This is a genomic window from Vibrio nigripulchritudo (assembly GCF_027924785.1).
Classification (GTDB): domain Bacteria; phylum Pseudomonadota; class Gammaproteobacteria; order Enterobacterales; family Vibrionaceae; genus Vibrio; species Vibrio nigripulchritudo.
Genome location: NZ_AP027049.1, coordinates 3717736 through 3737331 on the forward strand (window position 1 = coordinate 3717736; position 19596 = coordinate 3737331).

Annotated in this window: 13 protein-coding genes; 5 read left to right on the forward strand and 8 right to left on the reverse strand. The window is 47.2% G+C overall.

Going from position 1 to position 19596, the window contains the following annotated elements; genetic code table 11:
• Positions 1-5: 5 nt before the first annotated feature.
• Both QMG91_RS17035 and QMG91_RS17040 read right to left on the reverse strand, forming a co-directional pair.
• Entirely contained in the window at positions 6-533 is a 528-nt protein-coding gene (locus tag QMG91_RS17035) for a TRAP transporter small permease (protein ID WP_281827814.1), read from the reverse strand.
• Positions 534-600: 67 nt separating this feature from the next.
• Positions 601-1821 carry a TRAP transporter substrate-binding protein gene (locus QMG91_RS17040; RefSeq protein WP_004405387.1) on the reverse strand — a complete coding sequence of 407 codons (1221 nt, stop codon included), beginning with the start codon at positions 1819-1821 and terminating at the stop codon, positions 601-603.
• Between the two features lie 343 nt (positions 1822-2164).
• Here QMG91_RS17040 and QMG91_RS17045 point away from each other — a divergent pair, with 343 nt between their 5' ends.
• On the forward strand, positions 2165-3772 hold the full coding sequence (locus QMG91_RS17045) for a GMC family oxidoreductase (RefSeq protein ID WP_281827817.1): 1608 nt from the start codon (positions 2165-2167) through the stop codon (positions 3770-3772).
• Between the two features lie 4 nt (positions 3773-3776).
• Here the strand turns inward: QMG91_RS17045 and QMG91_RS17050 are convergent, their stop codons facing one another.
• The 5 genes from QMG91_RS17050 to QMG91_RS17070 form a co-directional block, all read right to left on the reverse strand.
• The gene (locus tag QMG91_RS17050; RefSeq protein ID WP_004405393.1) at positions 3777-4364 is read right to left on the reverse strand and encodes a DUF2913 family protein; all 588 of its coding nucleotides are present in this window, start codon (positions 4362-4364) and stop codon (positions 3777-3779) included.
• 114 nt (positions 4365-4478) lie between these two features.
• On the reverse strand, positions 4479-5300 hold the full coding sequence (gene cysE, locus QMG91_RS17055; RefSeq protein ID WP_004405395.1) for a serine O-acetyltransferase: 822 nt from the start codon (positions 5298-5300) through the stop codon (positions 4479-4481).
• 55 nt (positions 5301-5355) lie between these two features.
• Positions 5356-6405: an NAD(P)H-dependent glycerol-3-phosphate dehydrogenase gene (gene gpsA, locus QMG91_RS17060; RefSeq protein ID WP_004405397.1), complete on the reverse strand. Its 1050-nt coding sequence runs from the start codon at positions 6403-6405 to the stop codon at positions 5356-5358.
• Between the two features lie 162 nt (positions 6406-6567).
• On the reverse strand, positions 6568-7044 hold the full coding sequence (secB, locus tag QMG91_RS17065) for a protein-export chaperone SecB (RefSeq protein ID WP_004405399.1): 477 nt from the start codon (positions 7042-7044) through the stop codon (positions 6568-6570).
• A 94-nt stretch (positions 7045-7138) separates the two neighbouring features.
• Entirely contained in the window at positions 7139-7573 is a 435-nt protein-coding gene (locus QMG91_RS17070; protein ID WP_004405401.1) for a rhodanese-like domain-containing protein, read from the reverse strand.
• Positions 7574-7891: 318 nt separating this feature from the next.
• On the opposite strand from QMG91_RS17070, the gene QMG91_RS17075 reads away from it, so the two are divergent.
• The 4 genes from QMG91_RS17075 (at position 7892) to QMG91_RS17090 (ending at position 17864) form a co-directional block, all read left to right on the forward strand.
• Entirely contained in the window at positions 7892-12670 is a 4779-nt protein-coding gene (locus QMG91_RS17075; RefSeq protein WP_281827822.1) for an alpha-2-macroglobulin family protein, read from the forward strand.
• A 21-nt stretch (positions 12671-12691) separates the two neighbouring features.
• Positions 12692-14881 carry a penicillin-binding protein 1C gene (gene pbpC, locus QMG91_RS17080; protein ID WP_281827824.1) on the forward strand — a complete coding sequence of 730 codons (2190 nt, stop codon included), beginning with the start codon at positions 12692-12694 and terminating at the stop codon, positions 14879-14881.
• A gap of 228 nt (positions 14882-15109) precedes the next feature.
• Positions 15110-16648, forward strand: a complete 1539-nt coding sequence (gene gpmM, locus QMG91_RS17085) for a 2,3-bisphosphoglycerate-independent phosphoglycerate mutase (protein WP_281827826.1) — start codon at positions 15110-15112, stop codon at positions 16646-16648.
• Positions 16649-16712: 64 nt separating this feature from the next.
• Entirely contained in the window at positions 16713-17864 is a 1152-nt protein-coding gene (locus QMG91_RS17090) for a murein hydrolase activator EnvC family protein (protein ID WP_281827828.1), read from the forward strand.
• Positions 17865-17932: 68 nt separating this feature from the next.
• Here QMG91_RS17090 and QMG91_RS17095 read toward each other — a convergent pair whose 3' ends face one another.
• A complete protein-coding gene (locus QMG91_RS17095; protein WP_281827830.1) occupies positions 17933-19099 on the reverse strand; it encodes a nucleotide sugar dehydrogenase in 1167 nt (388 codons plus the stop codon).
• Between the last annotated feature and the right edge of the window lie 497 nt (positions 19100-19596).

Sequence of the window (19596 nt, forward strand, 5' to 3'; positions counted from 1 at the left end):
ACTCCTTAATCCAATAGCGATGCCTGGAGCACAAACGGCTCTTTGTTGCGGTAACGTGCAATGTCCTGCATCAGATTCTGCAGCACCCGAATCACAATCAGCCCCCAAGCCAGAGGGGTCGCTAGGTAAAACCACCACTCCATTACATTGTCTGTACCTCCGACAATGGCAAAGTTGTCATAGGCGAGCCAGGTTTGCTGGTAGGTGTAGTAAATGACGATGATGGCGAACGTAACCCAGAGAACCGCATCGAGCACGAAACAGAAAAACTGCATGCGATACGACAGACGAGACCGAATTTCAGTCAGCGCCAGATGAGTGCGCTTTTTAATGTTGTATGACGCACCAAACCAAGTAACCCATAAGAACAGCAAAACAGGAACCGTCGTACTCCATGGCACCTGCTGGTTGAATAAGAAGCGCCGAATCACCTCAACAAAGATAATTCCCGCCATGGAAATGTAAGTAATCAGAATGATCACTTTTTCGGTGTTGTTATCCAGCCAACGAAAAAGCACTCGAAGAAACGTCATATCCCTATCCTGTATTCCATTGAATGAAAGCGGCAGCGGATGCACAACACACCCGCTTCGCCTGTGTTTAGCTTTGCCACCAGCGCTGAGGCTCAACGTTTACCGGAGCCATGTCTTTGGGGATCTCGCGCGCAATGTCATAAATTTCCTGATAGGTATCATGACCACCCGACCATTTGTTCAGGCGCTCACGCCACGCTTCCCAAGGTTTTGGATTGAATTCTGGCGAACACATCTCTTCCGCTTTTCTCAGCTCGGCATCAGACAGGGTTGCCACGCGGACGTTGTTCTCAGCAAAGATGGTGCCTGGCTTTTGCGGGTTGGTTGCTCCGACAATGTCGTACAAACCTGCCTCGTTCATCCCCTGAGTGTAGATTTGAGCAAGATAGGCCGACTCCATCACCGCGTCTTGCAGCTCCGAACCCAGCTTGTCGAACACCGACAGGTTCATCGCGGTGTGCTCCGTACCACAGAAGAATTTCAGATCGACACATTGCGAGACCACTGGCGCCATACCGGCGTACGCCACTGCACCCATCCAGGTTTCAGCGCCATCAATTAAGCCTTGCTTCAATCCGTCTAACGTTTCTTCCCACGCAATGGGAACCGGATTCAGGTTCATTAGCTCCATGGCGATTCGCCCAAGCTGCGTCCCCGTGACTCGGTTCTTTGTTCCTGCTAACTGGTCGACGGACGTCACGGTCGGTTTGTCCTGCCATTTCAATCCAAGCTGTATGCCGCGCAATTCGCAGTGAGTAAACAAGAACTGGACATTATGGCGTTTTCGCAAAGGTTCACGAAGCAGTGCCTCACTCTTTTTGCTGTAGAAGAAGTGGTATTGCGCCGCGCGAGACGGGAACATGTAGGCGTAATCCAATACATTCAGATATGGTGCGCCACCAGCTGAGTTCTGAGTCGAGGCAGAATAAATATCAACAATGCCCTGCTGGGTCTTCTTAATGCAGTTGGTCTGTCCACAGATTTGGTTGCTGCCAATAAACTCCACCCGAATAGCACCATTGGTACGCGCTTCCAGATCTTTGGCAAAGAACAACTGACCCGACTTTTGAATATCGAGGTTTTTTTCGTTAAAGCCCGACGCGCCGAACTTCAACTGAAACTTGGGTTTCACGGCATAGCGCTTTTTGGCGGTTTGCTCAGCAGCATTTGCCAGCTGAGACAAAGTTGCTCCGGCACCCAATGCGCCAGCAGCCAGTAGTGTGGATGTCGCCCCGTATCGGGCAGACACTTTCATAAATCCACGTCGGGTTAATTTTTCGTCTCTCATGGTTATCACTCCATTGACTAAAAATGAACAGCGCTTCCCTATTTCTGACTACCGCTTTTCGACAAACTCAGGGGTTTCTCACCTCAATACACAAGCATTGCAATAGGTCGAACAACACGCCGTTGTAGTTATTGAATCTCCTCACATTGCCCATTTTTAACCCAAGCAAATGTTAAATTTTCTGATTCAACATTGCTCATTTATTACACAAAAAAATAAAAAAACAACCCTTGACTTAAAAAATTGAGCCGCTTAGTCTCAATAAATGAAACTTAAGACTTATTGGATTTGATGGCGAAAATTTCTGAGTCGCCATCACACGATGACAGGGAATGTGAAAAAAATGAGCACATCGGAAGCGCAGTTTGACTACATTGTGGTTGGGGCAGGATCCGCTGGATGCGTGTTAGCCAACCGGCTTTCTGCTAACCCCAAAAACAAAGTTCTGTTGTTGGAAGCGGGAGGGAACGACAACAACCCATGGCTGCACATTCCGGTTGGTTATTTTAAAACCATGCACAACCCAAAAACCGACTGGTGTTACCTCACCGCCCCCGACAAAGGCATCAATCATCGCCAATTACAATGGCCGCGAGGGAAAGTTATTGGCGGTTCCAGCGCTCTCAATGGTCTGTTGTATGTTCGTGGTCAGGCGGAAGATTACGATCACTGGGAAAAGCTGGGGAACAAAGGCTGGTCATACGAAGAGGTGCTGCCATACTTCAAAAAGTCTGAAGATCAGGAGCGCGGAAAGAGTGAGTTTCACGGTGTCGGTGGACCGCTCAAGGTGTCGGATTTGCGGTTGCGTCGCCCCATTGCGGATTTTTTCATTCAGGCTGCCGTGCAGGCAGGTATACCAGAAAACCCAGACTACAACGGAGCATCTCAGGAGGGAGTAGGTTATTTTCAGCAAACTGCTTACAAGGGCTTTCGCTGGAGCACGGCAAAAGGTTTTCTGAAACCCGTACTTTCCAGACCGAACCTGACAGTGGCATTGCACGCTCAGGTTCACAGAATACTCTTTGAAGGAAAAACGGCGATTGGGATTGAGTACCAGCAGAAGCAATCCAAAGTCATCGCCAAAGCTTCAAAAGAAGTCATCCTGTCTTCTGGTGCCATTGGATCGCCTCAGATTCTTCAGCTTTCTGGAATTGGTAATCGTGATCTGATGGATCAACTTAACATTCCATTGATCCACGCCTTACCCGGAGTGGGCCAAAACTTGCAGGATCATCTGCAAATCCGATTGGTGTTCAAAACCAGCCAACGCACACTAAATGACGAGGTCAACAGTGTATTCAAACGCCTGTGGGTAGGCATGCAATACGCGTTTAACCGCACTGGACCTCTGACCTTAGCTGCCAGTCAGGTGGCGGTATTTACCCAATCCAATGAATCGCTTTCCAGACCCGATATTCAGTTTCACATGCAACCACTGAGTGCTGATAAACCAGGCGAAGGTGCACATCCATTTTCGGCTTTTACGTCTTCGGTTTGTCAGCTTCGCCCGTACAGCCGTGGGTATGTGCAGATAAAGTCTAGTGATCCAGCAGAGCATCCGGAAATACAGCCAAATTATTTGTCGGATGAAAGAGATGAAAAAACAGTGGTAGACGCCATCAAAGTAGCCAGAAAAATTTCGGCACAGCCAGCGCTGGCAAAGCACATTCTCGAAGAGTTCGTCCCGGGAGGCCAGTATCAGACTGATGAGGAGTTACTGGAAGCCGCAAGAAACTTCAGCCAGACCATTTACCACCCCACCAGCACCTGCAAAATGGGCAATGATGATATGGCAGTGGTGGATGAACGTTTAAGAGTGCATGGGGTGAAACGGCTTAGAGTGGCAGACGCATCCATCATGCCGGAGATCGTATCAGGCAACACCAACGCCCCCACTATCATGATCGCCGAAAAAGCCGCCGATATGATTCTGGAGGACAATGGAAACTAGGGAGTTAGTCACTAACTTTCAATAGGATGCGAATAAAATGTTCGTCTTCGTAATCGACGTCATAGTCAAACTGACTGTTGGCGTATATCGCCCCTAAAAAGGTGTGTCGGTGAGACTGATTGCCGCGAAACAACATGGGAATGCCCACCTGAAGCTGGTTGGTATCGTTAAAGTGTACGTTCAAATCTTGTGAAAGCACCGCCACCAGACAGCCATTTTTATTGTGGTCGAGATCCAGCGCTTCTGGCGTTGAAAGCACAACCGTTGTCCCGAGTTTCTTTTCTATCTCATTGATCAGCAGCAGGTAGCCATCAAGATGCGGGTAACCGGGTTTTCCGTCTTCACCCAATACCAACCCTTCAAGAAATCGCTCTAAATTGGCGTTCGAATGCTTATTTAGCTGTACAAAAAGCTTGATTTGCTTGCGGATGGATTTGTATTTATTGAGCTTTAACTTGGGTTTGAACCAACGCACCAACGCCTCGTTTTTCTTTGCTGTTGAAAGCAAAGTGCGAGGGTTTGACTGAATTTGAAACTGAAGATGCAGCAACGCATGTAGAGTCAGAGTTTTAAAAAGTTGCGAGTGTTCCATTTAACCGACGTTATGATTTTATTATTAGAATTGTGAAGGAGGAGTTTACAGGCTCCAAAGACTATAAAACCACTTGAGCGACAATTACTCAAGTGGTTCAGTTGGCGATGTGGACTATATACCGTCTCCGCCGATGAAAGTCTGGGATTTGCCGTTAAATTGCTGATCCATGTCGAGTGAGGGCTTGTCACTTTTTGGTCGACCGACGATTTTGGCCGGTACACCAGCGACGGTGGTATGCTCAGGAACCGCCTGTAAGACCACAGAACAGGAGCCAATCTTAGCGCCTTCGCCTACCTCGATGTTGCCAAGAATCTTAGCACCAGCTCCGATCATGACACCTTCGCGGATCTTCGGATGTCGGTCGCCGCTCTCCTTACCCGTACCACCTAACGTCACGTCCTGCAAAATAGACACATCATCTTCAACCACTGCGGTTTCACCGATGACGATACCCGTTGCGTGGTCGAGCATGATGCCTTTTCCTATCCGCGCCGCCGGGTGAATATCCACCTGACATGCCACCGAAATCTGATTTTGCAGGTAAGTGGCTAGCGCAACGCGCCCTTGTTTCCACAACCAGTTTGCCACTCGGTAACCTTGAAGTGCGTGAAACCCTTTCAGGTAAAGCAATGGCATAGAATACATGGCAACCGCTGGATCTCGATTGACCGTCGCACAAATGTCGCATGCTGCAGAGGCTGTCAGATCGGGATCTGAATTAAATGCCTGTTCCACCACTTCACGTACTGCCATAGCTGGCATTGAGGCTGTCTTGAGTTTGTTGGCTAAGATGTAACTCAGCGCAGCCCCCAAACTGTCATGATTGATGATGGTTGCATGGTAGAAACTGGCAAGCATCGGCTCTTGCTCCGATTGCTCTCTCGCCTCTCTGACGATGGCTTTCCAGACCTTCTGTTTTTCACATTGCTTCATTGTGGTATTCCGATCTTCCTTGAAAATGAGGCAGCGCCAACTGCCACAAAGTCATTTAAGCTTCTGCTTTTTTGTCACGCGCGAGCAGGTCTTGGGCCGCCATGCGCGCATCCTTACCTTGATACAATACTTGATAGATTTGTTCAACTATTGGCATTTCAACACCCATGCGCTCTGAAAGTACCCACACTTCTTTGGTGTTGCGATACCCTTCGACTACCTGACCAATTTCTTCCTGAGCAGTATCTACATCTTTGCCCTGCCCAAGTGCCAAACCGAACCGACGGTTTCGAGACTGGTTGTCGGTACAGGTCAGTACCAAGTCGCCTAATCCGGCCATTCCCATAAAGGTTTCAGGCTGCGCTCCTAATGCAGCGCCTAACCGGGTCATTTCAGCCAGACCTCGGGTGATCAGTGCCGTTCTTGCGTTGGCACCAAATCCGATGCCATCAGACATACCGGCACCGATGGCAATCACGTTTTTCACTGCACCGCCAAGCTGCATACCAATAAAGTCGCTATTGGCGTACACGCGGAATGTCTTGCTACAATGGATTTTCTCCTGCAGATCTTTCACAAAGTCCGAATCTGGAGACGCCACTGAAATAGCCGTTGGCAATCCTTGAGCTAATTCTTTTGCAAACGTAGGACCAGACAACACCGCTAAAGGATAACGTTCACCAAGTTGTTCTTGCGCTACCTCTTTTAGCAAACGACCTGTTTCCGGCTCCAAACCTTTCGTCGCCCAGCAAATTCTGGAATCTTCACGCAAAACAGGTTTGATGCTATCCAATACAATGCCAAAGACATGGCTTGGGACAACCACCAGCAGATCGCGGCTTGCCTGTACGGCTTTCTCTAAGTTGTCTTCAATAATCAGTGTGGGTGGGAATTCAATTCCTGGCAGAAATTCGTGGTTTGCTCTGTCGGCTTGCAGACGCGCCATATGCTCCGGCTCGTGCCCCCACAGAATCACATTTGCACCATTGCGCGCTAATGAAATAGCCAGAGATGTGCCGTAAGAACCAGCGCCAATCACAGTCATGGCTATCTCTTTGCCATTGTAATTATTGGTACTGTGTTGGTTGCTTTGAGGTTGTGTCATCGTTCCACCCGATACATGTCGTGAGTATGGAGTTAGTATACTCAAAAAACGTTACCGTATGCTTGTGAGGCAGGTACATAATAAAAATGCACATCGCATCGTGAGATTTGATGTGCATAACAATCAAAATTCCACAGCCTTTTCAGGCTGTGGTTAAGGCGATTAAGCTTGCGCTTCGCCTTCCTGAGCTTGCTGCTGTAGGTAGTTCATGAACAGAGCGTCGAAGTTAACTGGCGCTAGGTTCAGTTGAGGGAACGTACCTTTAACCACTAGGCTGGAAATCGTTTCACGAGCGTATGGGAATAGGATGTTCGGGCAGAAAGCACCTAGGCAGTGAGCCAGTTGACCCGCTTCCATGTTTTCTGCTGTGAAGATACCACCTTGCTGAACTTCACATAGGAAAGCAGTTTTCTCATTTTCTGTGTCACCGTTTTTCACAGTAACAGTCAGACGAAGTACAACTTCGTATACGTTCTCACCCAGTTCACGGCTTTGCGTGTCCAGATCCAGTTTTACGTCTGGCGTCCATTCTGTTTGGAAGATTTCTGGAGAGTTTGGCGTTTCGAAAGAAACGTCTTTTAGGAAGATACGTTGAATTGCAAAGTTTTGGTTTGCTTCTTGAGGTGCTGCTTCAGCCATTGTCAAAATCCTTTAATCAATATATTTGCCCCGGCAACGCCAAGGCATGAAAACCTGTGTAGGTATCTGTGAAAATTATTTCTTACCACGAACCTTATTTCTTACCACGTACCAATGGTAGATTCGCTTCATTCCACGCAATCAAGCCATTTTTCAGTAAGTAAACCTTCTCAAAACCAGCTTTGTTCAGCTCATTCGCACTTGCTTGCGCAGTTTGACCTGTTTTGCATACCACAATGATTGGGTTCGATTTATGCTTTTCAAGGCTCGCGATGGAACCATTTTTGATATCTGAAGGCAAAATGTGAACTGCGCCTGTAATATGACCTTTCTTGAATTCGTCCTTGGAACGAATGTCAACAACCACGCCATCTTCGCGGTTCATCATGTTGGTCACTTCTGCGGCAGTCACTTCTTTATAGCCTGCGGTTTTGCTCTTAAAAATATTGACGACAAGGGCGACGAAAATACCGGCCCATACCATCACTAGAATGGTGTTATTGGAAATAAAATCTAAATATTCTTGCATGTCCTACGCTCTTGCAACGCTTACGCGGGTGTCTGTAAAGGGCAGAGTATAACGTCGAAGGTGCCGAAATTCGATAATGGTTGTTGAAAGAAGTGAAATAAGAGGCAATGCTCACCTTTCAGGTCTCCAATCTTTGGCTTCTGACCCAAGATTGACAATAGTTTTGGGGTTTTGAACCAAACTCATAAAAATCGATACTATTGAATTAAATCAACAACATATGCAATGACATTTATACAAACCGTTGGAGATATTGTATAGTCTGCGCACAATTGCAATTAAATACGACCAGTTGAACTATTCGGTAAAGGAACCGCCATGAGACGACTTGTTCAAATCACGCTTGCTTTCGCTTTGACCCTTTGCTCATTTCTGTCATGGGCAGACGCCAAAATCAGCTACCTCGGGAATTACACGCACAACGGTGCTTCCGCCATTATTGTGCAGTTTGATGAGCAGGTGCCTTTCCAGAATGCGGTGTCCATCTCGACCAAAGGTGGTGAGGAACTACCGAATACCTGGGTATTCAATAAAGCCAAGACGGCGCTTATCTATGCAGACATCGAGGTGGGGAAGAATTACGTTCTCACTTTGAATCAGGGGCTGAAATACGAGGATAAGTCAGAACACACGGTCAGTATCTATCGAAAAGACCCAACGGTGGAAGTCATCGGGCGAGGACCTGTGGTGCCAGCCAACGGAAAGCGCAGTATCCCGATTTCTACGGTGAACGTTGAACAGGTTTCAGTTGAAGTATTGAAGGTTTCTAACCCTGCAGCGTTTCTCAACACTTCGCATTACTCTTCACAACCTGATCGATGGGCACTGAACCGGCTGACCAGTTCAACGGCTCCGATAACGGTTCTGAATTTCGATATTCCTGCTGGCAAAGCCAATCAGTCCCAATACACTGAGCTTTTCTTACCTGACGAGCTGGTCAATGGCTGGTACCTGTTGATTATTAAACCGACTGGCAGCTACAGTTACGACAGTGAAAAAGCCATTCAGGTGGCACTGACCGATGTCGGTATTCAAACCAAAGTCTTTCCTGAGCAACTGGCGGTCTACCTCTCTTCTTTCTCGGATTCATCTGCCATCACTGATGCCAACATTTCGATCCATCACAGAGACGGCAATGTCACGGCACTTGGCAAGTCGACGGACGGTTTTGCTCAATTCGATTACGAAGTCAAACAGGGCGATATCCTGTTCGTTCAGAAAGGCGAAGAGGTCAGCCTCCTTCCACTTCGTGAAATGCCTCTGGATCTCTCGGATTACAAAGTAGCGGGCAGACAATATCAAGACCACGAAGCCTTTATTTATTCCAATCGGGATCTGTTCCGTCCGGGAGAAGTTCTGCCTCTCAATATCATTGCCCGAGATCAGGATGGTGAAGTACTGCAGGACGTGCATCGCTTGTATGTGGAATACATCAAGCCCGACCAGAGTATTGCCGCAAGTCGTTGGTTAAACCCTGCTTCAGCAAATGGCTTCTTCAGTGACGAATACGCCATTCCAGCCAGTGCGCCATTAGGTAAGTGGGTCGCTCAAATAAAGCTACACAAAAAAGCCAAAGCGCCGATCAGCACATTCACCTTTGATGTGAGCGAGTTTGTTCCAGAGCGTATGGACTTGACGGTGGATATGCCTAAATCCATTAAATTAGGAGCCGCTAAAACCACGGTAGAACTGGAAGGTAAATATCTGTTTGGATCACCGGCAGCACAGAATCGTGTCTCGATAGACACGCATTACCAGCCAACCCATTACTTTGACACCGACCTGAGTGATTTTTATGTCGGTCAGCCGTTTAACATTTCTTACTGGCGCGATGTTCCTGATATCGAAGACATCAAGCTTGATGACAATGGTAAGTACTCCCTAACCTTCCCACTGTATGCGCCTGAACTGATGAAGTCGCCGGTCAATGCCTTATTCACGTTTGAACTGTTTGAGACGGGTGGTGCAAGCGTTTCTCGCAATCAGCAGCGTCAGTTGTGGTCAGGAAAACCATTAGCCGGAATTAAAGCACCAGATGATGACATTAACTCATACAGCAGCGTTGAATTTCAGGTGGGTTTGCTCAGCGGAGATGGTAAAACCCTGCAAGCAGGCAACCTTGATTATGTTTTAGAGCGCAATGCGGGCGGATACTACTGGGTTTACAGCGAAAGCAGTGGCTGGGATATTCGCAGTGACGATAAATGGCGACCAGTCCAGGCAGATAACCTTCTCACTGAAGCAGGAAAAGCCATTCCACTTCAAGTGAATGTCGAGTGGGGACGCTATCGCCTTACGATAACCACCGAGCAAGGTACAGTTACACGATTCCCTTTCTGGGCTGGTTGGAATGAAGGCAGCGCACAGCAACCTGTAAAACCGGATCAGTTGTCTATGACGCTTGATAAAAAGCGTTACACGGCAGGCGATGACGTTCAGGTAACCGTATTCAGCAAGCAAGCGGGTGAACTTCAGTTGAGCCTGGATGGCGGACAGTCGCTTTTGCAGCAGCGTCATGTGATTGAAGCAGGCGAACATCAGTTCACTCTGCCAATTGATGCCAGCCTGAATCGTCACGACCTTTATGTCACTGCCACGTTAGTCAGCAGTGCCGCTGAGCAGCAAGCAGGAGCTAAAGCTCTGCCTAGACGTTTCTTTGCTATTGCCCCCGTAATGCTTGATCGCAAAGACAGGGTTTTACCTGTGAGTATTGAGCACGCGGATAAGCTGCTGCCACTAGAGCCTGCTACCATCAAGGTCAAGCTGGACAAACCCTTAGAGCAAAAAGCGTGGGTCACGCTTTCTTTGGTAGACAGAGGCATCATCAATCTCGCGAAGTATGAGCCGCCTGTGATGGCAGACTGGTTCTTCTCGCACCGTCGCTACCAAAGTGATGTCATCGATATGTATTCCCGCTTCTACCAGATTCGTCCGGATTCCTTCGTGACGCGTCACCGCTATGGCGGCGATCAGGAGATTGACCTGAACGTGAGCAATGATGATCTGGTAGAAAGCAAAACCATCACCATTATGTCTGAATTGGTGCAGTTCGACCAAAATGGCGAAGCCAACATCACCGTGGATATCCCGGATTACAATGGTCAGGCTCAGGTTGTGGCGATGGCATTTACCGACAGCCAATATGGTCAGTCGGAGTCTAATGTGACTATTTCGGCACCTATTGTGGCGGAGTTGGCAGTACCACGTTTCCTGACTCCAGAGGATTCGAGTCAAACTTACATGGAGCTGTTTAATACCTCCGGTACAAATCAGACGGTGAAAGCTTCGATAGAAGGTGGAGACATTCTCTCTTTACCGGGGGAAACGTCGTTCGAGTTTACCCTTCAGGATGGCGAGCGCACTGGTGTGCCCGTTCCGTTCAACATTGGCAAAATTCAATCAAATTCAGAAATTATCACTCTGAAACTCACCATAGATGCGACGGGTGAAGATGGTACTCGCTACCACCAGCAGCGTGACTGGGATATTCCAGTGCGTATCGGGCAGCCCATGGCAAGCCAGCGCACTCTGATTACACTAGCGCCCAGTTCGGATGCTATTGATTCAGGTACCGCCGAAGGCAGCACTTACACCCTTACACCGGACTTATGGAAAGATTACCAGGACTTTACCGAGCAGTTTGCCGCTGTCACCTTCTCTCGCTCGCCTCAGGTCAACATTGCTGAATACGCTCAGGGGCTGTTCCGCTACCCGTATGGCTGTGCTGAGCAGACCACCAGTAAAGCAATGCCGTGGTTGTTTGACGATTCAGACTTAACGGCAATAAAAGCCAAAGCAGCGGGCGATAAACCCGTTCGTCAAATCATTGAAGATTCGATGAACCGTTTGTCTACCATGCAGAAAAGCAACGGCAGCTTTTCCCTGTGGAGCAGACATGGTGACGCGGACGACTGGCTCAGCATGTACGTGACCGAATACCTCCTGGAAGCCAATGCACGCTTTCATGATGTGGTTCCTGCCAAGATGCTGGAGCGAGCAAAAGAAAACCTGACACGACTCATCCGAAATGGCAAAGCAGATCAAGCCAGTCATTTCTATGCCTTGTGGCTCGGAGCTAAAGCTGGTCTGGTCAACAATGCTCAGCTGTACAACACATCGCAGCAGTTGACCGACAAACCAAATCACGCCATTTCACGCTTATCCGCAGCGCATTTTGGCGGCGCATTCCTTCTGAACGGTCAAACCAATCAAGGGGAGAAATTCTTCAGTTGGACAGAGTCGGACACGATGCGCAGCCGGACTCGTTATTACGAATACGGCAGTAATATTCGCGATATGGCGATGACGATTGCGATCCTGGAAGACGTTCGCAAGGTGATAAAACTGAGCCCTGAAATGCTTTCGCTGAGAAACCGACTGGCAATTCGCGTTATGGAACTGTCTGCTCAGAGAAACTGGCTCAGCACTCAGGAACGCATGGCACTAGTTCGTGCAGGTATTGCATTGAAGCAAGATAGCGGCACATCGGTTTCCATCGAGATTTCTGAAAATGGCACTGAGCGTGAGTCGACGGCGAAATCTTCTGGGCACGAGCTGCTGGCAGTAGGAAGTACCCTTTCCAATCCGAGTAATCAGCCCGTTTTCATTCAGATCGCAACCAAAGGGCTAGCTAAACCGGAATACTTACAATCCACGATTCAGTTCCGACAAGCCATCCGTTCTTACCGCTATGAAAACGGCGATAAGTACAAGGGAGAACCACTCAAGGTCGGTGACAAGCTGATAGTGTCTGTCGATTACAATCTTAGGGAAAAAACAAACAATGCACTGATTGTTGAATACCTTCCGACGGGCTTTGTGCTTGAGAACCCTCAATTCACCAACAGCGCAGAAATCATCAAAGCAGCGAAAGTGGTGAAAAGCAGCAGTTGGGACATGCTTGAGTATCGCAACGATCGTCTGGTGGCTTCTACTAACATGAAATCGGGCAGTCAGTATCGCATTAACTATGTATTACGAGCTGAAACCCCAGGAGAATCGGCAATTCCAGCTATGTTTATGGAAAACATGTATCAGCCTGAGAAGCTGATTTACAAGCCTTATCAATCCATTCCGTCGATCACCATTCGACCATAGAGGCTAAGCCGAGGTATGGCTTTGAAACTCAGAAAAGGATTGGTTTGGGCTGCAAGTATCACCGGCGTCATGGTGGTACTTGCAGTCTTGTCTTTTTTTGTTGCCAATGCTTTGTCTCCTCTGGATCTTGAGGAAAAGTTTGACCACAGCACGACTGTCTACAGTCGCAATGGTGAAGTCCTCAGACAGTTTTCTAATTCCAAAGGTATATTTCGCATTCCAATCCATCATCAGATTGAGGAAGGCAATGTTAGCCGACCGGTGTCTGAGGTTTATCTCAGCGCCCTTTTGGAGTACGAAGACAAGTATTTTTACTACCATCCGGGGTTTAATCCCTTTTCGTTGGCTCGCGCCCTTGCTCAGCAAGTTTTAAACGGGCGTGTCATTTCAGGCGGTTCAACCATTACCATGCAGGTCGCTCGTATGTTTTACCCGTATGAGCGTTCTTATTGGGGTAAGGCTGAGCAAATTTTTCGGGCTCTCCAGCTTGAACTTCACTACTCAAAGGAAGAGATTCTCGATCTTTACCTGACGCACACCCCTATGGGTGGCAACATTGAGGGAGTGGAAGCGGGTGCCCAGCGATATTTTGGTAAGTCGGCTCAGGATTTAAATTTAACGGAAGCACTGACTCTGGTGGTACTTCCACAGCGCCCCACCAGCACCAGACCAGATCGTCACCCCGAAAAAGCCTTGGCGGCAAGAAACAAAGTGTTGAAGCGCGTTCAGAGTGAGTTAGCACTTACCGATGAAACGTTAAAGCTCTTGTTGGCGACACCTCTGGATGCCTCTCGCTATTTCCCGCCCGTTTTAAGCCCTCTTCTGGCGAGAAGGCTTCATTTAGCCAGCCCTGAACAGCCGACGTTTAGCACTTTTGTTGATCAAACTTTGCAGGCGTCGATTGAAGACTTGATAACTCAGCGTTCAGTGAGTTGGTCAACCGCGCTGTCGAGCGCTGTTTTAGTGATGGATAATGAGTCAGGGGAAGTGATTGCTTACAAAGGATCTGCCGACTTCAATAACCTGCGCCGTTATGGACATGTGGATATGGTGCACGCATTACGCTCTCCGGGTTCCACGCTCAAGCCTTTTATCTATGGTCTTGCTCTGGAAAAAAGACTGGTTCACAGCGGCAGTTTACTGATGGATATCCCCATTTCGCATGGAGACTATCAACCGCAAAACTTTAATCGCTATTTCAGTGGTCCTATTCGGTTAGATCGAGCATTGCAGCTTTCAAAAAATGCCACCGTTGTTCAGGTGCTGAGTCAGATGGGATCACAACAATTTCTCGACTGGCTCACCAGCAGCCACATTCCCTTAAAAGCGAATGACCCGAACCTTACGGTTGCACTTGGCGGGGTGGGTACTAACTTATCGGGATTAGTTTCTTTGTATTCAGCGCTTGCCCGACACGGAACCGCTGTTCATCCCAGATATGTAAAAGACGCTCCCAGCCACGTAACACCATTACTCTCCCCTTCTGCAAGCTGGGTAATATTCGACATCCTCTCGCAGATTCCGCCACCCGAGCGTTTTGCGCCAGCTTATGGCAGAAAGGTGGCATGGAAAACAGGCACCAGCTACGGTTTTCGCGATGCCTGGTCTATCGGGGTCAGCAAAAAATATACGGTCGGCGTATGGGTTGGCAGACCGGATGGCTCTCCTAACGTTGGAAAGACTGGCGCCAAGCAAGCAGCGCCCATTATGTTTGATATTTTTGACCTGCTTCCACCAGAAAACGAACCAATACTCAAACCAGAAAATGTCACGGCCAGTGAGGTTTGCTGGCCAAGTGGACTAATGAAAAACAGTGTTGAAAGCGAACACTGTATCAGTGCACAAACAGCCTGGCTCATTGATGAACAAGCGCCACCGACGTTGCGCTTCCAGGAGCCTTTAAACACGTTACACAAGTGGCCAACACCACTTCTTCAGTGGTCTTTAGCCAAAGGTGTTTCCTTAACGGACGAGACAGAAAGTGCCACCAAAAAAGTGAAGGTACTCTCCCCACAAAGCGGGATGCAGTTTTTTCCTTATCCAAACCAAACTTTTCAATTGAAAGCATCGATAGAACAGGTTGACTGGTATTTGAATGATGTGCCGATAGAAAAATCTATTCTAACCTTTGATTCTATGCCAACAGGCAGCCATACGCTGACAGCGTGCTCTATTCATTGCGATAGCATAGACATTTATGTTTACAAGTAACACTGAGCCAGCATAATTCGCCCCTCCCCAATTGCGCTACTGATGAAAATCATTTTCTTTATGGTGCATAATTCGCAATAATTCCCGGCAGATAGCGGTGATTTTGAAAACTTGTAACAGCCAAGCCTCATCATTATTTGATCTAAGGCTACAGTTTGCCCTAAGAAGTGTAGTAAAATTACGCTAATTTGATTTAACAGTTACTTTGAATTTGACGAGGTTAGAACTATGTCAGCTAAGAAGCCAATGGCTCTTGTTATTCTGGATGGGTGGGGACACCGTGAAGAAATCGAAAGCAACTCGATTGCGAATGCAAATACACCGGTAATGGACGATCTGCTTGCCACTTGCCCAAACACTCTGATCTCTTCATCTGGTATGGATGTGGGTCTGCCTGACGGTCAAATGGGTAACTCAGAAGTGGGTCACACCAACATTGGTGCTGGTCGTATTGTTTACCAAGACCTAACCCGCATTACAAAGTCTATCGCGGATGGTGAATTTGAGCAGACAGAAGCACTCGTTAGTGCTATCGACAAAGCAGTTGAAGCTGGCAAAGCAGTTCACCTGATGGGTCTGATGTCACCAGGTGGTGTTCACAGCCATGAAGATCACATCTACGCAGCTGTTAAAATGGCAGCAGCACGCGGCGCTGAAAAAATCTACCTACACTGCTTCCTAGACGGTCGTGACACTCCGCCACGCAGTGCAGAGAACTCACTAAAGCGTTTTGATGCACTGTTCGCAGAGCTAGGTAAAGGTCGTATTGCTTCTCTGGTTGGTCGTTACTACGCTATGGACCGTGACAACAACTGGGATCGCGTGCAAGCGGCATACGAACTTCTGACTGAAGCAAAAGCAGAATTCAGTGCAGACAGCGCTGTTTCTGGTCTTGAAGCGGCTTACGCTCGTGACGAAAACGACGAGTTTGTTAAAGCGACGGCTATCAAAGCAGAAGGTCAAGAAGACGCAAGTATTCAAGACGGCGATGCAGTACTCTTCATGAACTACCGCGCTGACCGTGCTCGTCAAATCACCCGCACTTTCGTTACAGATTTTGCTGGTTTTGAGCGCAACGTATTCCCATCTGTTGAATTTGTCATGCTGACTCAATACGCTGCAGACATTCCTCTTGCAACAGCTTTCCCACCAGCATCTCTAGACAACACACTAGGTGAGTGGCTATCTAAGCAAGGTAAAACTCAGCTTCGTATGTCTGAAACTGAAAAGTACGCACACGTAACTTTCTTCTTCAACGGCGGTGTTGAAACTGAATTTGAAGGTGAAGATCGCAGCCTGGTTGCTTCTCCAAAAGTCGCAACTTACGACCTTCAGCCAGAAATGAGCTCAGAAGAGCTGACAGACAAATTTGTTGAGGCGATTAAGTCTGGTAAGTACGACTCCATCATCTGTAACTACCCTAACCCAGACATGGTAGGTCACACAGGTGTTTACGAAGCAGCAGTAAAAGCTATCGAAGCAGTAGATACATGTGTAGGTCGTGTAGTTGAAGCCATTCGTGAAGTAGGCGGCCAGGTTCTGATCACTGCGGACCACGGTAACGCAGAAATGATGGTAGACCCAGCAACAGGTGGCGTTCACACGGCGCACACGACTCTTCCTGTACCGCTAGTATACGTAGGTGAGCGCAACGTTGAGTTTGTTGAAGGTGGTAAGCTTTCTGACCTTGCTCCGACTATGCTTGAGCTAACAGATACAGAAATCCCTGCGGAGATGACTGGTCAGGTAATCGTTAATCTGAAATAATCATTGTCATAATCAAGAGGCTGAGGAGATTCAGCCTCCCCTTATGGCGGAATTATTGTTAAGGATGAACCTGTTTCAATCACAGCATTCATTTAACGCCAGTGCCTTTCGCACTGGCGTTTTGTCATGTTTTCTGGCTCTCATTTTCCCAGCTCTCAGCGTCAATGCCGCAACGCAAACCGAGTTAAAAGGCGTTAAGTCAGAGATTTCACGCCAGCAGACGCAGCTCAACAAGAATCAAAAGCAGCTTAATCAGCTTCAAAGTGCGCTAAAGAAACACGAGCTTTCTATCAACGCGATAGAGAAAGCAATCAGCCAGACTCAATCTGCCCTAAAAAAAGCCAATGGCAACCTGACTCAGTACCAAAAACAGAAATCTGAATTGGAAGCCCAGCAGAAGGTGCAAAGCGATACGCTAAAAGAGCTGGTCAAAACCTACTACATTACCCGTCGCAAGTACGATGCCGCCACACTGCTTCAAAGCGACAATAAAGCCGAATTAGATCGAATTGGTCACTACTTTCAACACCTTGCTAAAGAGCGCACTAAAGCCATAGAAGCGCTCCAAAAAACAGAAGCCGATTTAGAACACAACCACCGTGCACTGACTCAAAAGCAAAAAGAAATCTCTGACTTGTTAGCAATGCAGAAATCTAAAAAGAAAGAGCTAACCACATCGCAATCCAGCCGTAAGAAAACCGTTTCTAAAATTAAAAGCACGATAAAAAACGACAAAACCTATCTCGCCGAACTTCAGCGCAACGAAAATCGCCTGAAAGCCGAGATAGCCAAAGCCGCCAAGCGCGCTTCCATTCCAATGAATGGTCTAAGCAGACAAAAAGGCAAGCTACCATGGCCATTAAGAGGCAGAGTGCTTCACAACTACGGTACTAAACAAACCGGTCAGGTAAACTGGAAAGGCATGGTGATTTCCGCCAAGCACCAACAACCAGTTAAAGCGGTGTACCCTGGTACTGTTGTCTTCGCTGAATATCTTCGTGGGTATGGGTTATTGGTACTTCTAGACCACGGGAAAGGGGATATGACCCTGTATGGCTTCAATCAAACCTTGATGAAAAAAGAAGGCGATAAAGTCACCGCCGGAGAAACCATCGCATTAGCGGGGGACACTGGCGGGCAAGACAAAACATCACTTTACTTCGAAATTCGCCGAAACAGCAAAGCGCAGAATCCTAAATCTTGGTTGGTGCGGTAATCCAACATTCAGATAAAAGAAAGGGAGCGTTGAAGCTCCCTTTCTTTTAATAAGTCGAATAACCAGATTTAGTCACTACCAAATAAATCGCGTGTGTACACTTTTTCCGTTACATCGTTGAGCTCTTCAACCATACGGTTAGATACAATCACGTCAGAGACTGACTTAAATTCTTCAAAATCTGTCATCACACGGGAATTAAAGAATTGTTCTTCCTTCAACACTGGCTCGTAAACGACAACTTCAACACCCTTTGCTTTCAGGCGTTTCATAATCCCCTGAATACTTGAAGCGCGGAAGTTATCAGAACCCGCCTTCATTATAAGACGATAAATGCCTACGACTTTTGGCGACTTCTTCAGAATCGACTCGGCAATAAAATCTTTACGAGTGCGGTTGGCATCAACAATCGCCTGAACGATGTTGTTTGGTACATCCTGGTAATTCGCCAGAAGCTGCTTCGTGTCTTTTGGTAAACAGTAACCACCATACCCAAACGATGGGTTGTTATAGTGGTTGCCAATTCGGGGATCCAGCCCAACACCTTCAATGATTTGTCTTGTGTCTAGTCCCAGAGATTCTGCATAAGAATCTAACTCGTTAAAATACGCTACGCGCATGGCAAGGTAAGTATTAGAGAACAGTTTAACTGCTTCTGCCTCTGTCGAGTTTGTGAACAAAACTTCGATATTTTCTTTTTCAGCGCCTTGCACCAACAAACTCGCAAACTTCTCTGCTCGTTCACTCTGTTCACCAACAATAATACGAGACGGGTAAAGGTTATCGTAGAGCGCACGCCCTTCTCTCAAGAACTCTGGAGAAAATATCAGATTCTCACAACCTAGTTCTTTTCTAATACGTTCGGTATAACCCACTGGCACTGTAGACTTAATCACCATAGTCGCGTTTGGGTTGATTGCCATAACGTCTTTGATAACAGCCTCGACTGAAGAGGTATTGAAATAGTTGGTAACCGGGTCGTAATCCGTTGGAGTAGCGATGACGACAAACTCAGCATCTTTATATGCTTTTTCTTTGTCCAATGTGGCGACAAGGTTTAATGGTTTGTCCTGAAGAAAAGATTCGATCTCACTGTCTGATATCGGTGAGAGCTTGTCATTGATTAGGTTTACTTTTTCTTCAATGACATCCACTGCTATTACTTGGTTATGTTGAGCTAACAAAACTGCATTGGATAAACCTACGTATCCCGTCCCTGCTATCGCAATTTTCATCTATACCTACCCTACCGACAAAGTCAGATGCGTACCTGTTTAATAAGTACAGCATCAATCTAGATTTGCGCAACTTACACGCTTATTTCGCTCAATGAAAAAGACAATGAGCTTTGTGGTAAATCTAACAAACTAGATTAGGGTAGGATTATGAAACGGGGATGAAATCAAAGACTAAGAGAGTATGAGGGAGAAATATAAAGAATAGAAAAAAGTAGCGACCTACTCATTTGTACAGATCACACATGAAGACTAACTCTCCTTTAAAATCCACCTCTTGAAAACTTCAACTCTCGTTGTCCTGAGTTGAAAAGAAAAACTCGTTAAACCGAAAGGTAAGTTTGTACAGTAGCTTCTCTAAGATGCTGGGGTGTCATTTGGACTAACTTGCTGTATATAAATAGTAAACGCATTTTGGTACATAAAAACTACATCTGCGAGCTGTTTTAATGGTATGCTTACACATCCCTCTGTAGGGGAATTTTAATAAATCTCAA

What these genes read in the sequence shown, in the direction of transcription:
- QMG91_RS17095 (WP_281827830.1), bottom strand. Translation starts at nt 19,099, where the DNA reads ATGAAAATTGCGATAGCAGGGACGGGATACGTAGGTTTATCCAATGCA.
- QMG91_RS17045 (WP_281827817.1), top strand. Translation starts at nt 2,165, where the DNA reads ATGAGCACATCGGAAGCGCAGTTTGACTACATTGTGGTTGGGGCAGGA.
- gpmM (WP_281827826.1), top strand. Translation starts at nt 15,110, where the DNA reads ATGTCAGCTAAGAAGCCAATGGCTCTTGTTATTCTGGATGGGTGGGGA.
- QMG91_RS17070 (WP_004405401.1), bottom strand. Translation starts at nt 7,573, where the DNA reads ATGCAAGAATATTTAGATTTTATTTCCAATAACACCATTCTAGTGATG.
- cysE (WP_004405395.1), bottom strand. Translation starts at nt 5,300, where the DNA reads ATGAAGCAATGTGAAAAACAGAAGGTCTGGAAAGCCATCGTCAGAGAG.
- QMG91_RS17040 (WP_004405387.1), bottom strand. Translation starts at nt 1,821, where the DNA reads ATGAGAGACGAAAAATTAACCCGACGTGGATTTATGAAAGTGTCTGCC.
- QMG91_RS17035 (WP_281827814.1), bottom strand. Translation starts at nt 533, where the DNA reads ATGACGTTTCTTCGAGTGCTTTTTCGTTGGCTGGATAACAACACCGAA.
- QMG91_RS17075 (WP_281827822.1), top strand. Translation starts at nt 7,892, where the DNA reads ATGAGACGACTTGTTCAAATCACGCTTGCTTTCGCTTTGACCCTTTGC.
- QMG91_RS17090 (WP_281827828.1), top strand. Translation starts at nt 16,713, where the DNA reads ATGAACCTGTTTCAATCACAGCATTCATTTAACGCCAGTGCCTTTCGC.
- QMG91_RS17050 (WP_004405393.1), bottom strand. Translation starts at nt 4,364, where the DNA reads ATGGAACACTCGCAACTTTTTAAAACTCTGACTCTACATGCGTTGCTG.
- secB (WP_004405399.1), bottom strand. Translation starts at nt 7,044, where the DNA reads ATGGCTGAAGCAGCACCTCAAGAAGCAAACCAAAACTTTGCAATTCAA.
- gpsA (WP_004405397.1), bottom strand. Translation starts at nt 6,405, where the DNA reads ATGACACAACCTCAAAGCAACCAACACAGTACCAATAATTACAATGGC.